The 16,450-nt window shown below is 46.1% G+C and carries 17 protein-coding genes; 8 read left to right on the forward strand and 9 right to left on the reverse strand.

What is annotated here, in order from left to right:
• Position 1 precedes the first annotated feature (1 nt).
• Entirely contained in the window at positions 2–385 is a 384-nt protein-coding gene (gene frdC, locus OH459_RS19915; RefSeq protein ID WP_269988306.1) for a fumarate reductase subunit FrdC, read from the forward strand.
• A gap of 12 nt (positions 386–397) precedes the next feature.
• Complete coding sequence (gene frdD / locus OH459_RS19920) at positions 398–775, forward strand: fumarate reductase subunit FrdD (protein ID WP_005425034.1); 378 nt, start codon at positions 398–400, stop codon at positions 773–775.
• 91 nt (positions 776–866) lie between these two features.
• Here frdD and OH459_RS19925 read toward each other — a convergent pair whose 3' ends face one another.
• From OH459_RS19925 to efp, 3 genes are all read right to left on the reverse strand, one after another.
• On the reverse strand, positions 867–1,550 hold the full coding sequence (locus tag OH459_RS19925) for a nitroreductase family protein (RefSeq protein WP_187992649.1): 684 nt from the start codon (positions 1,548–1,550) through the stop codon (positions 867–869).
• 243 nt (positions 1,551–1,793) lie between these two features.
• Positions 1,794–3,197 (reverse strand): SPFH domain-containing protein, encoded by a 1,404-nt coding sequence (locus tag OH459_RS19930; protein WP_005425046.1) that lies wholly within the window; start codon positions 3,195–3,197, stop codon positions 1,794–1,796.
• A gap of 273 nt (positions 3,198–3,470) precedes the next feature.
• Positions 3,471–4,037 carry an elongation factor P gene (efp, locus tag OH459_RS19935; protein WP_005425036.1) on the reverse strand — a complete coding sequence of 189 codons (567 nt, stop codon included), beginning with the start codon at positions 4,035–4,037 and terminating at the stop codon, positions 3,471–3,473.
• Positions 4,038–4,069: 32 nt separating this feature from the next.
• On the opposite strand from efp, the gene epmB reads away from it, so the two are divergent.
• A complete protein-coding gene (gene epmB / locus OH459_RS19940; RefSeq protein WP_009698894.1) occupies positions 4,070–5,092 on the forward strand; it encodes an EF-P beta-lysylation protein EpmB in 1,023 nt (340 codons plus the stop codon).
• Positions 5,093–5,186: 94 nt separating this feature from the next.
• Positions 5,187–5,684, forward strand: coding sequence for an MgtC/SapB family protein (locus tag OH459_RS19945; protein ID WP_005425045.1), 498 nt, complete (start codon positions 5,187–5,189; stop codon positions 5,682–5,684).
• A gap of 76 nt (positions 5,685–5,760) precedes the next feature.
• On the opposite strand, the gene OH459_RS19950 is transcribed toward OH459_RS19945, so the two are convergent.
• The 3 genes from OH459_RS19950 to OH459_RS19960 form a co-directional block, all read right to left on the reverse strand.
• A complete protein-coding gene (locus OH459_RS19950) occupies positions 5,761–6,324 on the reverse strand; it encodes a VC2662 family protein (RefSeq protein WP_005448292.1) in 564 nt (187 codons plus the stop codon).
• A 473-nt stretch (positions 6,325–6,797) separates the two neighbouring features.
• Positions 6,798–8,444: a chaperonin GroEL gene (groL, locus tag OH459_RS19955; protein WP_009698895.1), complete on the reverse strand. Its 1,647-nt coding sequence runs from the start codon at positions 8,442–8,444 to the stop codon at positions 6,798–6,800.
• Positions 8,445–8,518: 74 nt separating this feature from the next.
• The gene (locus tag OH459_RS19960; RefSeq protein WP_005448290.1) at positions 8,519–8,809 is read right to left on the reverse strand and encodes a co-chaperone GroES; all 291 of its coding nucleotides are present in this window, start codon (positions 8,807–8,809) and stop codon (positions 8,519–8,521) included.
• 229 nt (positions 8,810–9,038) lie between these two features.
• On the opposite strand from OH459_RS19960, the gene OH459_RS19965 reads away from it, so the two are divergent.
• The gene (locus OH459_RS19965; RefSeq protein WP_005448289.1) at positions 9,039–10,418 is read left to right on the forward strand and encodes an MATE family efflux transporter; all 1,380 of its coding nucleotides are present in this window, start codon (positions 9,039–9,041) and stop codon (positions 10,416–10,418) included.
• A gap of 113 nt (positions 10,419–10,531) precedes the next feature.
• On the opposite strand, the gene pfkA is transcribed toward OH459_RS19965, so the two are convergent.
• The 3 genes from pfkA to OH459_RS19980 all read right to left on the reverse strand — a co-directional run bounded on the left by pfkA (position 10,532) and on the right by OH459_RS19980 (position 13,320).
• A complete protein-coding gene (gene pfkA / locus OH459_RS19970; protein WP_005448288.1) occupies positions 10,532–11,494 on the reverse strand; it encodes a 6-phosphofructokinase in 963 nt (320 codons plus the stop codon).
• 284 nt (positions 11,495–11,778) lie between these two features.
• The gene (gene fieF, locus OH459_RS19975) at positions 11,779–12,687 is read right to left on the reverse strand and encodes a CDF family cation-efflux transporter FieF (protein WP_005448287.1); all 909 of its coding nucleotides are present in this window, start codon (positions 12,685–12,687) and stop codon (positions 11,779–11,781) included.
• Positions 12,688–12,810: 123 nt separating this feature from the next.
• The gene (locus tag OH459_RS19980; RefSeq protein ID WP_005448285.1) at positions 12,811–13,320 is read right to left on the reverse strand and encodes a CpxP family protein; all 510 of its coding nucleotides are present in this window, start codon (positions 13,318–13,320) and stop codon (positions 12,811–12,813) included.
• A gap of 191 nt (positions 13,321–13,511) precedes the next feature.
• On the opposite strand from OH459_RS19980, the gene OH459_RS19985 reads away from it, so the two are divergent.
• The 3 genes from OH459_RS19985 to OH459_RS19995 all read left to right on the forward strand — a co-directional run bounded on the left by OH459_RS19985 (position 13,512) and on the right by OH459_RS19995 (position 16,285).
• Complete coding sequence (locus tag OH459_RS19985; RefSeq protein WP_005448283.1) at positions 13,512–14,201, forward strand: response regulator; 690 nt, start codon at positions 13,512–13,514, stop codon at positions 14,199–14,201.
• Positions 14,201–15,604, forward strand: coding sequence for an envelope stress sensor histidine kinase CpxA (gene cpxA / locus OH459_RS19990; RefSeq protein WP_029789519.1), 1,404 nt, complete (start codon positions 14,201–14,203; stop codon positions 15,602–15,604). The genes OH459_RS19985 and cpxA overlap by 1 nt, the downstream gene beginning before the upstream one ends.
• Before the next feature lie 72 nt (positions 15,605–15,676).
• Positions 15,677–16,285 (forward strand): superoxide dismutase, encoded by a 609-nt coding sequence (locus OH459_RS19995; protein ID WP_047517344.1) that lies wholly within the window; start codon positions 15,677–15,679, stop codon positions 16,283–16,285.
• Positions 16,286–16,450 lie beyond the last annotated feature (165 nt).

A 16,450-nucleotide genomic window follows, 5' to 3' on the forward strand; every position in this document is an offset into this window, starting at 1 on the left:
GATGAGCAACCGTAAACCTTACGTTCGTGAAGTAAAACGCACTTGGTGGAAGAACCATCCTTTCTACCGCTTCTACATGCTACGTGAAGCAACTGTGCTTCCTCTAATCCTGTTCACTATCTTCCTGACTTTCGGTCTAGGTTCTCTAGTGAAAGGTCCTGAAGCTTGGCAAGGTTGGTTGGAGTTCATGGCAAACCCTATCGTGGTCGCGATCAACATCGTTGCACTACTAGGTAGCCTATTCCACGCACAAACTTTCTTCAGCATGATGCCACAGGTTATGCCAATTCGTCTGAAAGGCAAACAAGTGGATAAGAAAATCATCGTTCTGACTCAGTGGGCAGCAGTTGCGTTCATCTCACTGATCGTTCTCATCGTGATGTAAGGAGCTTGAGTAATGAAACCAAATTATAGTGTTAATACAGCACCGAAACGTTCTGATGAGCCAATCTGGTGGGGTCTATTTGGTGCCGGTGGTACTTGGTTCGCAATGATCACACCAATCACGGTACTCGTACTCGGCATCCTAGTTCCACTAGGTGTGATTGATGCGGAAGCAATGAGCTACGAGCGCGTATCTGAATTCGCAACCAGCATCATTGGTGCACTGTTCATCATCGGTACGCTAGCACTGCCAATGTGGCATGCAATGCACCGTGTACACCACGGCATGCACGACCTTAAATTCCACACGGGTGTGGTAGGTAAGATCGCATGTTACGCGTTTGCAGGTCTTATCTCTGCACTGGCTGTTGTCTTTATCTTCATGATTTAAGACGCTGACGGAAAATGAAAAAGCTGGCACCTCGCCAGCTTTTTTATTGCCTGTTATTTGTGTTTATCGTCAGCGCTATTCGTTTCAGACACTATTCAATAAAGGTCGCGATTTCATCCAGCGACTTTTTGTGCATCGCATGTTCTGGAATGGTTGCGTTTTCTTCCGGATAACCGGTCACAATCAACATGTACGGACGGTCAACATCGTTGTCTCGCCCACAAATCTTACTCAAGAAACTCATCGGCTTTGGCGTGTGAGTCAAGGTACCCAAACCGGCGTTATGCAATGCTTGAAGCAAAAAGCCTGTGGCAATCCCTACTGACTCGTGTACGTAATAATTGGTTTGTTCCCCATCATTGCTCATGCCACCTTTCTTTTGCGAAAACACAGCGATCAGCCACGGCGCTTTTTCCAAATACGGCTTACTGGCATTCGTGCCGAGTGGTTTCAGTGCATCTAACCATTCTTGCCCAGCTCGACCTTCATAGAAAGAACGTTCTAATTCTTCAGCGGCTTGGCGGATCTGCCCTTTCACTTCCGCACTGTTAATCGCAACGAAATGCCAAGGTTGATGGTTTGCCCCACTAGGTGCCGTACCTGCCGCTCGAATACAGTGCTCAATCACTTCTTTCGCAACTGGGCGATCAGAGAAACTTCGAATGGAATGACGGCGCTGGAGTTGCTCAAGATTATGTACAGCTCTTGCTGCCATTTCTTGCGGAGGGTATTCCACAAAATCATTGAGTGGATGGTGTTGCTCTTGGTTCGACATAGTGCTTCCTTGCGCTTGTTGGGTGTTGATTCACTATAGCCACAAATTTCACCCTCGCCTTTTTATCTTCATAAAATCAATGTGATATTGAGATAAAGTGCAAATATTCAGCCGTATTTCACCAACAAAAAAGAGAGGCTGATAACTCGTATCAGCCTCTGAATTACTCTGATTTGTACAGTTATCAGAGCTTTTAGTCACCTATGATCTTTTTGCTTTTTGAGCTTTTGACCATCTATGATCTTATTGCTGTGTGACCTTCTTAGTTTGGTCCATTAAGCCCAACGCGCCAAAGCCAGTAATCACATCGAGGTTGGTTTTCAGACCTGTTTCTTCACCACCACCAATGTAGTTTTGTGGCATCTGCACTTGGAAGTTTTGCAGGTTGTTGTACAGCGAGTTCGCCACGTCTCGATTCAACTCGGCCAAGTACACTTCTCTGTTTGCGCCCAATGCCGCATACTTCGCTTTCAAGACTTCCGCTTCTGCACGACCTTTTTCAAGAATCGCTTTTGCTTCAAATTCCGCAGACAAAGCATTGGCTTTTTGAATCGCTAGGTTAGCTTCCGCTACTGCTAGCTCTTTCTCTTTTTCCACCTCAGCCAGTCGCTTAGTTTTCTCTACTTCAACAATTTCACGCTCCGCAATTTGACGCGCAACTTCGACTTCTTTTTGCTGTGCGATGATCGCGAGCTCTTTGCTACGCTGAGCATCTTGTACTTCACGAGTACGTTGAATCTCTTTACGTAACTGCTCAGTCTCTGCTTGTGCTTTGGAGGTCTCTTGCTCCTGAATCGCACGAATACGGTCGGCAACTAGACGCTTTTTATCTGCCAACAACTGATCAAGCTGTTTCTCTGGCTGCGGGTCACCGATGGTCACCTGCGTCACTTGAATACCGTATTGCTGTAGCGGGTTATCCTGTCGGATTGGTTGCCCTGTTCCATCCACAACCGGAACCGTCTTCCACACCAATTGGTTAGTGCGTTGCAGTTGGTTCGCATTCGATTGGTTAGCACCTACTGGAGCAAGGTCTAGCTCTTCCACTTCTACCTGACGACGCTCAGTCAGATAAATGCCTTCACGCAGTTGATCACCCAGTTTGGATTTGAACTGGTTCAAACCACCTTGGAAGAACTCTTCCCCCGTGTACTGGGTCGCGGTAATCACTGTCACGTTACGTGCGTTCTTCACCAACAGGGCATCGATAAGGTTGCTGTTGTTGCGGAACTCTTTGTGCATCTTCTTAACCGCTTCAGGATCATTGCTGAGCTTAAAGCGGAATGTCACCGGAATCTGACCAATGTAGGTATCGGCAAAGCGAACCTGCACCGCATCAAGGCGTTGATAAAAATCCTCGCCCTTGCTGTTACCAAATGACACGGTGATCACTTGGTCATACTTGGTGATCTTAGACAGGAACGGCATACGAAAATGAATGCCCGGCTCCGTGAATACATCCAATTCACCGGTGATGTTGTTCTGATGCACATAGCTGTAACCCGCATCGGTCATTAGCACTGAGCTGTTAATTGTTAAGCCTATGGCCAGCAGCGGGATACCAAATACGGCTGCTTTCAATCCTTTATGTAGTAACTGACGTCTCTCTTCCACTTTTAAACCTCTTCCTAAGCCTCTGCTTTCCATTTTGTTCTCCTTTTTAGGTTGTCATTGAGTTAAATCGATAAAAATCAAATTGCTATACAACTCGCTGACAACGAGGACTAATGTATCAAATTGTGACATTAAGAAATAATCGAAAGATTCATGAAATAAATAAGATTTTTACGAATAATACAAAATCATTAAAAATTTGCGGAGGATATCGATGTTTTGCACAGAAGCATTAAAGGGAGGGGAATTGCAGACAATAAAAAAGGCCGCCGAAGCGACCTTTTTCATCAAATACGTTTGAGTGAATTACTTCACACGACCTACGTATTCAGCAGTACGAGTGTCAACTTTGATCACTTCACCGATTGCGATGAATAGTGGAACACGTACAACAGCGCCAGTTGATAGCGTAGCTGGTTTACCACCTGTACCTTGAGTATCACCTTTCAGACCTGGATCTGTATCTGTAACTTCTAGCTCAACGAAGTTTGGTGGAGTAACAGTAATTGGGTTACCGTTCCAAAGCGTGATCATACAAGTGTTGTTTTCTACCAACCACTTAGCGTTGTCGCCAACTGCTTTCGCGTCTGCAGCGATCTGCTCGAAAGTTTCGTTGTTCATAAAGTGGTAGAATTCGCCGTCTGAATATAGATAATCTAGGTCGATATCCATTACGTCTGCCACTTCACAAGTGTCACCAGACTTGAATGTTTTCTCTAGCACTTTACCAGAAAGAAGTTTACGAATTTTAACGCGGTTGAACGCTTGGCCTTTACCTGGTTTAACGTATTCGTTTTCCAGAATTACACAAGGCTCGTTATCAAGCATTAACTTAAGGCCGCCTTTAAATTCATTGGTGCTAACTGTAGCCATTTTTTCCTCTTACATTCTTAGAGCTAAATTCAATGCCGCACATAATAACCCGAAAAGTCGAATCTGTTGAGCAAAACTGGCTCAAACAGTTAGCGAATGGGATCTCTGATCCTGCAAAATTGCTGGAAATGTTGGAAATTGATCCATCGCCATGGCTGGACGGGTTTGCTGCGCGCAAGCTGTTTGCACAGCGTGTACCGCAAAGTTTTGTCGATAGGATGGAAAAAGGCAATCCTTACGATCCACTTTTACGCCAAGTATTACCTTTGAGCGAAGAATTTGAGGTCCATGAAGGGTATTCCAATGATCCGCTAGAAGAGCAAGACAATGACATTCCGGGATTGCTGCACAAGTATCGCAACCGCGCCTTGATGATTGTGAAAGGCGGCTGCGCGGTGAATTGCCGTTACTGCTTCCGCCGCCACTTCCCTTATCAAGAAAACAAAAGCGGCAAGCAAGCATGGACTAAGTGCCTTGAGTACATGGCACAACAACCTGAGCTAAACGAAGTGATCTTCTCTGGTGGCGATCCTTTGATGGCAAAAGACGATGAGATCCACTGGCTATTGGAGCACATCGCACAAATTCCACATATCAAACGCCTGCGTATTCACAGCCGTTTGCCTGTCGTGATTCCTGCTCGTATTACTGATGAGCTATGTCACCTACTTCGCGCTTCTCGTCTGCAAATCATCTTGGTGACTCATATCAACCACGCCAACGAAATCAACGCTGAGTTTGCCGCTCAAATGGCGAAGTTGAAGCAGGCTGGCGTTACCTTGCTAAACCAGGGGGTACTGCTGAAAGACGTTAACAACAGCGTTGAAGCACAAGTTGCACTGAACGAAGCGTTATTTGATGCTGGCATTTTGCCTTACTACTTGCACGTTTTAGATAAAGTCCAAGGCGCAGCACACTACTTTGTTTCCGATGAAGAAGCGAAAGAGCTCATGCGTGGCGTAATCACGCGAGTGTCTGGATATTTAGTGCCTAAATTGACCCGTGAAATTGGTGGTCGACCAAGTAAAACACCACTGGATCTGCATCTAGAGTAAGTTGCTTGCCGTATAAAGATTGTCGTTACGAGTAAAAGCTTTTGTTCGCTCAGGCGGTCTTATCTATGCATACTCCGCAAATTTGGAGGTTAAGATGCAAGCAACTTTTGAACACTATTTCGATCTTGGCCCATTCAGTTGGGCGGCATTACTTTGCTGCGCAATCAATGGTTTGATGATTGGCATTGAGCGTCAAACTCGAGGTAAGCCCGTTGGTATTCGTACTGCAATTCTCGTCATATCAGGTACTTACCTATTTATGTCAATGGCGGTTTCGCTCTCACCGAACACATTAGACCAAGCTCGTGTTCTTGGGCAGATCATTACTGGTGTTGGCTTTTTAGGTGCAGGTGTGATGATGACTCAAGACGGCAAAATCCACGGTGTGACTTCAGCAGCAGTAATTTGGGTATTGGCAGGCTTGGGCTTGATGATTGGCTTAGGTTACTTATCGCAGTCGATCATTATTACCGTGTTGGCATTGACCGTTTTGCTCGGTGTAGACCGGGCAGAAAACCGCGTCAAAGCTTTGCGCCGCGGTGTGCACCAGAAAATGCAGCAGCGAAAAACATCTACACGTTTGATCAAATAATCCATTCAATAAAAAGACCCTGACGTCTCGCCGGGGTCTTTTTGTATCTGGCATTTATCGTGGAAGGTCGCGGAACTTATTTCGCAAAGTTCACGATAGGGAAACACTTGAAGAAACCGTTGTCCGCACAGTTTAGAAGACCAATTTGAACACCATCGATTTGGTCAGTCATGTTGAAGACACCAAGCTGGAAGTTAGATTTTTTAGAGATACTTGCCAGACCAATGTCTGCCATTGTGTAACCTTCAGAGTAGTTCACCGCACTCCAGTTCAAACCTTTCACATTGTTTGTTACGTTCACTGCACCCAAGTTAACACCGTTCGTCTGACCTTGGTTCCAGTTAAATAGACCCAGAGAAGCGCCTGTCATTTCTTGATTTACTTTTGATGCACCAAAGAAAAGACCGAAGTTCACACCGGTTGTACGATCTGTTTCAGACATACCAAGTAGAGAGAAATCGACACCTTTCACTTCGTTCACCTGACCGTGAAGAACAGCAAGACGCACACCACCAACTGAGGAGTTAGAAGGCGCGTTCGTGTTGTCGATTGTAGAGAACATAACTGGTGAGCTGTCAGCAAGAGCAACAGGTGAAGCGATAACGGCTGCAACAGCCAGTGACGTCATTAGCTTTTTCATTTTCATCTCCATGGGGATTTGTCTTTTACAACATAGTGTAGTGTTCAGAGTTTGCGCTATTTTTAGTTGATGAATGTTAGCGCTAAGTCATATTTAACTGAGTGAATATTTAACCCAATAATTCACACACATTATTTATCCGCTTTTTTCCTAAACTCTGATGATTAGTAACCACTCAATTTCGAGTGTTTCCGTCAATGTTCTCAGCACTCAGCTCAACCCAATAACACCTTGCTCTGCTATGTCTAACGAAGAAGAATCAGAATTTCCCTACAACTCAATCTCACCCACAAACAGCCTCAATTCACAAACATAAAAAAGCCGAGGCATTCACCTCGGCTTCCTAGTTTGGTTTGGTCGGTTGTCTTTAAGCTATAACGTCTTAGAGCAAAGAGAAAGCACGGAGTTTACGCACGTAAATGAGCACTTTCGATGCAGCTATAAGGCGTTAGAGCGACAAGACAAGCAGCAAATTACATCATGCCGCCCATACCACCCATACCGCCCATACCACCCATGTCAGGCATACCTGCGCCTTCTTTTTGTGGTAGGTCAGTAACCATCGCTTCAGTTGTGATCATTAGACCTGCAACTGATGCTGCAAATTGTAGAGCAGAACGCGTTACTTTAGTTGGATCTAGGATACCCATCTCTAGCATGTCGCCGTACTCGCCTGTTGCTGCGTTGTAGCCGTAAGAACCTTCACCTGCTTTCACGTTGTTCGCTACTACTGACTCTTCATCACCTGCGTTCTTCGTGATTTGACGGATTGGCGCTTCCATTGCACGTAGTGCAACGCGGATACCAACGTTTTGCTCTTCGTTGTCGCCTTCTAGGTCAACAATCTTAGATGCTGCACGGATTAGTGCTACACCACCACCAGCAACAACGCCTTCTTCAACCGCTGCGCGAGTTGCATGCAGTGCATCTTCTACGCGGTCTTTCTTCTCTTTCATCTCAACTTCAGTTGCTGCACCAACTTTGATTACTGCAACACCGCCTGCTAGCTTAGCAACGCGCTCTTGTAGTTTCTCTTTGTCGTAGTCTGAAGTTGCATCTTCGATTTGCTGACGGATTTGAGCAACACGACCTTGGATCATTGCTTCTTCACCCACGCCATCGATGATGGTTGTGTTTTCTTTTGTGATTGCAACGCGCTTCGCCTGACCTAGGTCTTCTAGTGCTACTTTTTCTAGCTCTAGACCAACTTCTTCAGAAATCACGATACCGCCAGTTAGGATAGCGATGTCTTGTAGCATTGCTTTACGACGGTCACCGAAACCAGGCGCTTTCACTGCTGCTACTTTCACGATGCCACGCATGTTGTTCACAACAAGTGTTGCTAGTGCTTCACCTTCTACGTCTTCAGCGATGATAAGTAGTGGGCGAGATGCTTTTGCTACTGCTTCTAGTGCTGGAAGAAGTTCACGGATGTTCGATACTTTCTTATCGATCAGAAGGATGAATGGGTTTTCTAGATCAACAGAACCTGCTTCTTGGTTGTTGATGAAGTAAGGAGATAGGTAACCGCGGTCGAACTGCATACCTTCAACTACATCTAGCTCATCTTGTAGTGCTTGACCTTCTTCAACAGTGATAACACCGTCGCGACCAACTTTTTCCATTGCTTCAGCAATGATGTTACCTACGCTTGAGTCAGAGTTCGCAGAGATAGTACCAACCTGTGCGATTGCTTTGGTGTCGTTACACTCAACAGATAGCTCTTTTAGTTGCTCAACTGCTGCGATAACTGCTTTGTCGATACCGCGCTTAAGGTCCATTGGGTTCATACCCGCTGCTACTGCTTTTAGACCTTCATTTACGATTGCTTGCGCTAGTACGGTTGCTGTTGTTGTACCGTCACCCGCTGCGTCGTTTGCTTTAGACGCAACTTCTTTAACCATTTGTGCGCCCATGTTCTGGAATTTATCTTCCAGTTCAATTTCACGCGCTACTGATACACCATCTTTAGTGATCGTTGGTGCACCAAAAGATTTGTCTAGAACTACGTTACGACCTTTAGGACCCAGTGTTACTTTTACTGCGTCAGCTAGAACGTTTACGCCTTCTAGCATTTTAACTCGTGCGTCATTACCAAATTTAACGTCTTTAGCAGCCATCTTTGATTTCCTTTCTAAATTCTGTTTTCGATTTCGTTTTTGAATCAGAGCAAAAAATTACTCAACGATTGCTATTAGTCGACAATAGCCATGATGTCGTTTTCAGACATTACTAGCACTTCTTTACCGTCGATTTTTTCAGTTTTAGTACCGTAACCTTCAGCGAAGATAACAGTATCACCAACTTTAACGTCCAGCGGTAGCACTGTGCCGTTCTCTAGGATGCGGCCTTTACCCACAGCTAGAACAACACCGCGAGTCGATTTTTCCGCAGCAGAACCAGTTAAAACGATGCCACCAGCTGACTTTGATTCAACTTCTTTACGTTCAACGATAACTCGGTCATGTAATGGACGAATGTTCATCGGTCGTCTCTCCTGAAAATTTCCATGTTTATTTGATAATTGCCCGCGCAGGGGCACGTGATCACTATATAAGGGGCAAAGCTAAGGATCCCAAGGGGTAGACGTGAATTTTTTGTGACTTAGTTAAAATAACCGGCAGCTAAGCAACGGTTTGCGCGCGAAATGCTCACTCGCCGAGGCAACGGCTTTCTTGTATCCTTGCCCTTCCCTCACCAGATAGATGTCAAAAATGCTGGAAAAGAATAAGCCGGACAATCAGACTCAAGACAAGCATGGTTTGTTGACCGCGCCCATTCCTGACACCTTACGCAAAATGACCGTCCCCATGACCATGGGCATGATCGCGATTTTGATGTTTAACTTGGTCGATACCTTTTTCATCTCGCTATTGGGTACCGAAGCGCTCGCGGCAATCAGTTATACCTTCCCAGTAACCTTTGCGGTGAACTGCATCACTATGGGCATTGGTATGGGTCTGTCGACCAATATCGGTCGCCTGTTGGGTCAAGGAGAGTCTTCTCAAGCAGCACGTTTTACTAGCCATGGTTTATTACTGGCAGTTGCTCTAGTTACGATTGCTTCAACGCTAGGTTTGTTTACCATCGAGCCATTATTCAGCTTCCTTGGCGCAAAAGAAGATTCCATTCCACTGATCAAGCAGTACATGCAAGTCTGGTATCTGACAATTCCCCTGCTGGTGATCCCAATGGCAGGCAATAGCGCTATTCGGGCGACTGGTGATACCAAGACTCCGGCGAAGATAATGATGCTCGCTGGATTGATTAACGGCATACTCGATCCATTACTCATCTTTGGCTACGGTCCTTTTCCTGAGCTCGGCATTCAAGGCGCTGCGATTGCTAGTGCATTCAGTTGGTTTGGTGCTTTGTGCGGTTCTTTCTATGTATTGATCAAACGCGAAAAGCTGCTTGCGGCCCCACAATGGCAGTGCATCAAACAAGATTGGCAACAAACGCTCAAGATCGGTACGCCCGCTGCTCTCTCGAATGCGATGACGCCGCTATCTGGTGCGATTCTGATGATGATTTTGTCTCACCATGGCACCGCAGCGGTTGCCGCTTATGGCGCTGCGCAGCGAATTGAGTCGATCTTGATTTTGGTGTTGATGTCATTGACTTCTGCACTCACCCCGTTTATGGCGCAAAACTTTGGGGCCAATAACCCTGCTCGTGCATTCGCTGGCTGGTTCCTGAGCATGCGCTTTGCGGTGGTGTTCCAAGGCTTTATCTTTTTGATGATGGTACCCCTTAGCATTCCTCTCGCAGCACTCTTCTCTCAAGAAGCGGCAGTAAAAGACTTGCTGTGGCATTACCTCTTAGTCGTGCCGTTTAGCTATGGTTTCCAAGGTATTGTGATGATGCTGGTGAGTGGCTATAACGCGATGCACAAACCGCTGCGCGCCTTTCAATGGAGCTTTATGCGCTTGTTCGTCTTTACGCTGCCAGCGGCATGGATTGGCAGTCAGCTTTATAGCATCGAAGGTTTGTTCATTGGTATTGCTCTGGGTAACACACTAGGTGGTTTGCTAGGGTATCTCTTTGCCCTGCGCGAGCGTCGTATCACATTAGCAGAGCACGCGAGCTCTTAGTTCCGCATAAAGCCAGTTTCAATCTCAGACGGACTTCAGCTTAGACAAGTTTCGGATAATAAAAAACCGCGGATAACCGCGGTTTTTTTAGGTTTTGACTTTATCAAGCAGGCTTAGAATAGCTCTTCAGCAACTTGGTATAGGTCGTTGCGTACAGGACGCTTCATGTTCTCGATAGCATCGATGATGTCGTGGTGAACCAGTTGCTCTTTCACGATACCAACACAACGACCGCCGTGGCCTTCCATTAGTAGGTGAACAGCATAGTTACCCATGCGAGACGCTAGAACGCGGTCAAATGCAGTTGGACGACCACCACGTTGGATGTGACCAAGAACCGTTGCACGAGTCTCACGACCTGTTGCCGCTTCGATCTCTTTCGCTAGTTCGTTTGCGTCCATCATCAGCTCAGTTAGCGCGATGATTGCGTGCTTCTTACCTTTAGAGATACCGTCTTGGATGTTACCAATCAGCTTCTCTTTATCTAGACCAGTTTCTGGAGTAATGATGTACTCACAGCCACCTGCGATTGCAGACATCAGAGTTAGGTCACCACAGTGACGACCCATGATTTCTACGATAGAAATACGCTGGTGAGAAGAAGACGTGTCGCGTAGACGGTCGATTGCGTCGATAACTGTGTTTAGCGCTGTTAGGTAACCGATTGTGTAATCTGTACCTGCGATATCGTTATCGATTGTGCCTGGTAGACCGATACATGGGTAACCCATCTCAGTCAGTTTCTTAGCACCCATGTAAGAACCGTCACCACCGATAACAACTAGTGCATCGATACCGTGCTTTTTAAGGTTCTCAATCGCTTGTTCGCGTACTGCCACTTCCTTGAATTCAGGGAAACGTGCAGAACCTAGGAATGTACCACCCTTGTTGATCACATCAGAAACGCTAGAACGATCTAACCTTTCGATGCGGTCTTCGTAAAGACCTAGGTAGCCATCGTAAACACCGTAAACTTCCAATCCCTCAGATAGTGCTGTACGAACTACGCCGCGTACTGCAGCGTTCATACCAGGTGCGTCACCGCCACTTGTTAAAACACCGATCTTCTTAATCATGCTCACCCTCGATCTTTGGCAATCAATTATTTAATTTTCTTTTAGGCCCCTTGTTACCAAGCAACCTGCATAATCCAGAACTGTGCGTTATGTTACATTTCCTCTACAGGAATACCAATGAAAACACACTTTTTTATGTAACTTTTCTACTTATGTAAGAGTATTACAGTTTCTCTTTGCAACTTCGTTGATTCACATCAGGATCACGATTCTTAATAAGTAGTGATGGAAAGATAGTCAATAAGCGCCTATTTGTCGTCAGGCACAGCCCGATTTTTCGACCGTTACCAATCTTGCGCCTTCTGGTCTCTTTCTGGACCAAACACCACTGACAATGGATCTTGATGGATCAGCACATCCGCTTCCGGGAACAGCTCAAGTAGATTATCTTCTACTTTATCGGCAATGTGATGGGCCTCGATCAAACGTAAGTTATCATCCAATTCTAAGTGCAGTTGGATAAAGCGCGTTGGACCAGACATCCGTGTACGTAACTGATGCACACCCAATACCCCTTCCACTTTTAAGCACTCTTGACGAATCTGTTCCAACTCTTCATCTGGCAGCTTTCTATCCAACAAGGTCTGAATCGCTTCGCTGACCATCTTGAATGCGCTGTATAAAATAAAGATACCAATACCCACCGCAAACACTGCATCGGCTTGCGTGACACCAAAGTAACTCAAACCTAATGCCACCATAATGGCACCATTCATATACAGGTCTGTTTGGTAATGCAGTGAGTCGGCGGCGATCGCCTGACTGCCCGTCACACGCACGACATGCTTTTGGAACATCACAAGTCCAAAAGTGACCACCATAGCAAATAGAGAAACGTAAACACCGAGCTCTGGAGCGTTTAATTCATGTGGGCGGAAGAAGCGCTCGACACCGTTCAGGATCAAGAACACCGCTGAACCAGAAATAAACATCGCTTGTGCCAGCGCCGCCAACGACTCGGCTTTACCGTGACCAAAAGTATGTTCTCTGTCGGCAGGTTGTAGGGAATAGCGCACCACAATGAGGTTCACCACCGAAGCGGCAATATCCAGCATGGAGTCAATTAAAGAGGCAAGTAAGCTGACTGACCCCGTCACCCACCAAGTGATGACTTTGACAATCAAAAGAAGCGTCGCAACGATGGTTGCCGTCCAAGCTGCCATCGTCACTAAACGTGCGTATTGCTGTTTCATAATCAAATAGTTAACTCAAACCGTGCTTTGAGTATACCTTGAGAATGATTTAATGAGTATGAAATCGCCAAGATCAAAAAGAGGCAGCACTCTGGCTACCTCTCTTACGTTATCTTTCAGCGATTAGCTGTTGTGGTGCTTTTCCATGCGTTTTTGCATTTTTTCGCCACACTTTTGTTGACGCTCTTTTTGTAGCTCAACAAATTTTGTTTTTTGCTCAGGAGTCAGAACACTCAGCATTTGGTGCTTTTTCTCCATCATCTTAACGCGACGCTCAGTTTGCTTCTCAACCATCTCTTTTGCTAGGTCGTTTGCCGCTGCTGCATCGAAGTTATCAGCCAATAGCAGTGCTTGAACCTTTTCGTGGTGCGCTTGACGCTCAGCCATACGTGCTTCTTTACCATCCGCGAATTTTGCTTTCATTTCCGCTTTGTTCGCTTCACGCATTTCTTTTAGTTGGTCTTTTTGTGCATCAGTTAGGTCTAGTTGACGCATGATACCGCGGTCCATACCCATACCACACTCACCGCGATGACCTTTGTGGTCTTTACCGCCAAATGCGAATGCACTCGCTGTACCTAGAGTTAGAGGTAGAACAACAGCCGCTAGTACCAGTTTCTTTGCAGTTTTCATAATACGATTCCTTACACAGGTTAGTGATTCTTCTGAGCTGTTCTCACAGCGCTTGAGTGTAGAATACGACCTACTAGGTAAAGCGACGTATAGAGACCGTAAAGAATCGTAAAGAGTGATTTTTACACTCATTCTTCACCGTCATTACCATGTAATATTAAAACAACTACGAATGATAAATAGGTACTCATATGGCGAACATTCTTTTGATTGATGACGATACCGAGCTAACCAGCCTACTTAAGGAAGTGCTGAGCTTCGAAGGTTTTAACGTCAACGAAGCCAACGATGGAGAAGCTGGTCTCGCGGCAGTCACTGACGAAATCGACCTTATTTTGCTCGATGTCATGATGCCAAAACTCAATGGAATGGAAACCTTAAAGCGCCTGCGTGAAAACTGGGAAACGCCTGTTCTAATGCTGACAGCTAAAGGCGAAGAAATCGATCGCGTGATCGGTCTTGAACTGGGTGCGGATGATTACCTGCCAAAACCATTCAGCGACCGCGAACTACTGGCACGTATCCGAGCAATTTTACGCCGCACAAGTAGCACTCAAAAGAGCACTAAAAACGGTGACTGCATTGAGTATCAAGAAATCAAACTCTATCCAGGCAAACAGGAAGCCTATTGTGAAGAGGTTCTGCTGGATTTAACGACCACAGAGTTCGCCTTGTTGACTCACTTTGTACAAAATCCGGGGCAAGTCCTCACTAAAGAAACCCTGAGTCTTGACGTGCTTGGTAAGCGCCTTGCAGCCTTTGACCGCGCGATCGATATGCACGTGTCCAACCTACGGAAGAAACTGCCAGATCAGAGTAACGGTAAGCCACGCATTAAAACCCTACGAGGGCGCGGCTACATGTTGATTGAGGAGGATTAATGCGAGCACCACGCTTCAAACTACCGAAGATAAACAGCTTGTATGGACGCATCTTTGCCATCTTCTGGTTCACCATGTTTTTGGTTCTGATGGCTGTGCTGTCACTACCTCATCTTGATCCACGGAAAGCGCGCGACATTCCAAAAGAGCATTATCAACGTATGCTTGAAATACGTGACGGTATTGAGAAGAAGTATCGCAACCAAGATAACCTCGGCAAAATCTTATTTAGCCTTGAAGGACAACGACGCAGCAAGCATGACCCACGTCCAAGGATCTTCTTTTCCGATCACGAAGGGAATGTCTTAAGCACCTCGAGCCACAAAGACTTTAAGCTGCGTGCACTGCAAAATTTTGTCACCAGTATTGAAGATCAGTCACAGCCGAAACAAAAACTCTACGGTCGTTACATGATTGCAGGTCCAGTGCCAATCAATGTCGCTAATTCAGAGCTACTGATGTACGTCGGCTTTAAGTGGAACGAGCCGCCACCAATCATGTTACGCCTGTTTGACCACCCATTGCAGTTGCTGCTCGCCGTTATGTTGGTGAGTACACCGCTATTATTATGGTTAGCATGGGCATTGAGCCAACCAGCTCGACGATTGGAAACCGCAGCACAACGCGTTGCTAAAGGTGAGTTTGTCATCGATCCGAATCTAGAGAAAGGCACCACCGAGTTTCGCCAAGCAGGTACGAGCTTCAACCAAATGGTCGAGGCTGTGAATCAAATGATTTCTGGTCAGCAGCGTTTACTCTCAGACATCTCACACGAGCTGCGTTCCCCACTCACTCGCCTGCGTATGGCAAGTGCGTTGGCGACTCGTAAACAAGGTGAAAGCCCAGAGCTAACTCGTATTGATACCGAAGCGCAGCGCTTAGAGCAGATGATTGCCGAGCTGCTTGAACTGTCGCGCATGCAGGTAAACAGTCACATGACGCGCGAGACTCAGCCAATTGTCAGCTTATGGGAAGAGATCATCAAAGACGCGCAGTTTGAAGCCGAGCAAATGGGTAAAACCCTTAGCTATTCAACCTTACCGGATCGCAGTATCTCTGGTAATCCTAAATTGTTGATGAGCGCGGTAGAAAATATCATCCGCAACGCGATTTACTACGGCAAAGATGAAGTAAGAATCGACATTCAGGATTCATTCGATACCCTCAGCATCGTGGTTGACGACAATGGGGAAGGCGTACCTGACGAAGAATTGGAAGCAATTTTCCGCCCGTTTTACCGTGTATCTACAGCACGAGATCGCCATTCAGGTGGTACTGGCTTAGGATTAACCATCACCGACAGTGCGATTCGTCAGCACAGCGGTTCGATTGTTGCTAGCCGTAGCCCACTCGGCGGTTTACGTGTCACCATCACCCTACCATTGATCAGCGCAGGCAAATAACCTTACAAAGATCAAAGTTGATAATGATTTTCATTAACATTAAAGTAAATCCTCCATAAAGGAGGATTTACAATGTCGCACATTTTCCCAGAGCTTCCATACGAATACGATGCGTTAGAGCCGTACATCGATGCGAAAACAATGGAAGTTCACTACAGCAAACACCATAAAACTTATTACGACAAATTCATGGCTGCCGCAAAAGGCAGCGCTCTCGAGACCCAAAGCCTCGATGACATCTTCGCTTGCATTTCTCAACACAGTCCAGCTATCCGCAACAACGGTGGCGGCTATTACAATCACATCATTTACTGGAACTGCATGTCACCAAACGGTGGCGGTGAACCTCAAGGTGCTCTAGCGCAAGCCATCAACGACAAATATGGCGACTTCGAAAAGTTTAAAGATGAGTTCGCACAAGCTGCTATCAATACTTTCGGCTCTGGCTTTGCTTGGCTGGTCGTAAAAGATGGCGATATTCACATTACGTCAACGAGTAACCAAGACAACCCTCTAATGGACGTTGCCGCGGTACAAGGTGAACCAGTCCTAGCATTGGATGTGTGGGAACACGCATACTACATCAGCTACCAAAACCGTCGTCCCGAATACATCGACGCATGGTGGAATGTGGTCAACTGGCGCGCAGTGGAAGAGAACTACACTCGCGCTCTAAGTTAATCCCTCACAATTAGGGCAACACGCTGAGAGGTTACCCTCTTCTATACCCAGTCATTGTGTTGAATCTCGCTTCTCATGGTGACTTGGGTATATACTGCTCGCCTGTTTTGACCAATCTAATTCAATACCATGTTTGATATCGCTCTATACGAACCAGAAATCGCG

This window comes from Vibrio sp. MM46, from assembly GCF_027587135.1.
Taxonomy (GTDB): domain Bacteria; phylum Pseudomonadota; class Gammaproteobacteria; order Enterobacterales; family Vibrionaceae; genus Vibrio; species Vibrio harveyi.